Here is a 2,279-nt window from a genome sequence, read left to right on the forward strand (position 1 = left end):
TCGCTCATGCGCTGCCGGCCTTGCCGCGGCGCGCGGCCAGCTGCTGCAGTTCTTCCATCACCTGCTTCTGTGACAGCAGGCTGAGGTCGACCACCTCGCGCGCCTGCGCCACGTAGTACGCCAACTGCTCATCGCTGCGCGCCAGCGAGGCGTCCAGCGCACCGCCAATCTGCTCCAGGCGCCCGGAGAGCTCTGCCGAAGCGGTGCCGAACTGCTCGACGGCAGCGCCGAAGGTGCCGGCCAGCTGGCCCACTTCACCGGCACTGCCATTGAGCAACGTGGCGATGCCATCGAGCTTGCCGGTCTCGGCCGCGATATGGTCGCTGAAACGGCTACCGACGCGTTCCAGCAGTTCGGCCGAGCCTCCGACCAGTGCATCGACAGCGGTGCGCTGCTCGTGCGAGGCGTGGTTGATCGCGTCCAGCAGGGTCTGCACGGTGGCCAGCAGGTGGCCGCGTTCTTCCAGCATCCTGTTGTCGCGCACCAGGCTTTCGGACAGGGTGCTGCGCAGTTCGTTGATGACCTCGGCGGCGGCCTTCGGTGCCGCGGCCGCAGTCTGCAGCAGGGTGGACACTTCGGCCAGCGTGGCGCTGGCCTGGGCACGGCCGTTCTCGCCGATCTGCTGCGCGGTCTGTGCCAACGTGTCGCAGACCTGCTGCTGCTGTTCGGCAAGGCGCTGGCCATCGGCCTGCAGGCGCTCGGCCAGATCGGCCGAAACGCTCTGCAACGCATCGCTCCAGCGCTGCAGGCGCTGTTCGTCGCCTGCCAGCAGCTGGGCCTGCAACGCCGCGTGCGCCTGCTGCAGCTCGGTACTTACCGCGTCCCAACGCAGCTGGCGCTGCTGTTCGCGTGCATCCAGGCCCGCCTGCAGTTCGGCATGCGCCGTGGCGGTGGCGGCCTGTGCGGCCTGCCAATCCTGCAGGCGCTGTTGTTCGTGTTCCTGCAGCAGCGACTGGCCGGCGGCGTGGCGCTCATCCAGGGCATGCAGCAGCGCCTGCGCACGGTCATCCAGGTGGCTGCTGGCATGCTGCAGCGCCTGCTGCTGGCGCTCGACCAGTTCACTGTTCAATGCATGCTGCTGTTCGGCAGCAGCGCGCCAGGCCTCGGCGTTGCTGCTGGCATCGGCCTGCAGGCGCTCGCCGATGCGTGCCACCAGGGCTTCACCCTGCGTGCTCTGGCCTTCGCTGAAGGACTGCAGATGCTGGCGCAGTTCGGCAACCAGCGCCTGCTGCGCGCCGGTCTGCTCGGCCACTACCCTGGCCCAGCTCGCTTCGGTCGCCACGCGGCTGCGCTCGAAGCCCTCGGCCAGACCATTCAACTGCTGCTGCACGGCCTGTTCGACACGCGAATGCAGCGCCTGGCCGTGGCTGGCCAGACCGGCCAAGGTGGTTTCGGCCATCGGTTGCAGTGCGCCACCAATGGCCGCAGCACTGGCTTCGGCCCCCTCGCGCAGCGACTGCTGCAGCGAGGTTGCCAGGCGTTCCTGCAACGCCTGGCTCTGCGTCAGGAACTCGGCCTGACCGGCCAGCAGGCGCTCATTGGCGGCCGCGCTGTGCTGTTCGAAGGTGCTGGTCATCGCCTGCAGGCGATCGATCAGCGTAGGCAGCGCCGCAGACTGCGACTGCAGCAGGCGCAGCGACTCGGCACGCTGCCAGGCTTGCGAATACGGATGCAGGTCAGTGGCGATGGCGCGGTCCAGCTGCTGCACCACCTGCAGGCGGTCGCGGCGCAGCAGTGCCGACAGCAGGCCCAGCATGGCCGAGCTGGCCACGCCGGCGATGGACGTGCCGAAGGCCACCGCCAGCCCCTGCACTGGCGAGGCCAGCGAGCCGCGGATGGCCGCCATGTCGGTGGCGCTCTGCAGCGCCAGGCCGGTGCCGCGCAGGGTGTCCATCATGCCCAGCAGCGTGCCGAGCATGCCCAGCAGCACCAGCAGGCCTACCAGATAGGGCGTCAGCACCGGCGAGGGCAGGGCGGTGCGTTCGCCTTCCACGCGCAGGCGCACGGCATTGCGCAGGCCCAGCGGCAAACGCTCCAGCCACGGTGCCAGGCTTTCCTTGGCCAGCGAAAGGTCAGCCAGTGCGGCGCGCAGGCCATTGCTGGCCTGCCGGTAGCGGTACAGCTCCACGCCACCGGCGATGTAGCAGGCTGCGATGATCGCTGCCACGGCTGCACCCAGCGGGTGCACCGAGACATAGCCGACGCCAATCCAGCACACGGCCAGCAGGCCAGCAAGGAAGACAAGGACGTGGAAAACAGTTCTGGACATGGTGTTCCGG

Annotated in this window: 1 protein-coding gene; it reads right to left on the bottom strand. The window is 68.9% G+C overall.

Features of this window, described 5'->3' with window-relative positions:
- Positions 1–4 precede the first annotated feature (4 nt).
- Positions 5–2,269: a DUF802 domain-containing protein gene (locus AC1VAN_RS19075; protein ID WP_032975339.1), complete on the bottom strand. Its 2,265-nt coding sequence runs from the start codon at positions 2,267–2,269 to the stop codon at positions 5–7.
- Positions 2,270–2,279: the final 10 nt, after the last annotated feature.

Source organism: Stenotrophomonas sp. 05L44_2 (assembly GCF_056665995.1).

Excerpts from the sequence above, each read along its gene's own strand:
- AC1VAN_RS19075 (WP_032975339.1), bottom strand. The coding sequence starts at position 2,269 with ATGTCCAGAACTGTTTTCCACGTCCTTGTCTTCCTTGCTGGCCTGCTG.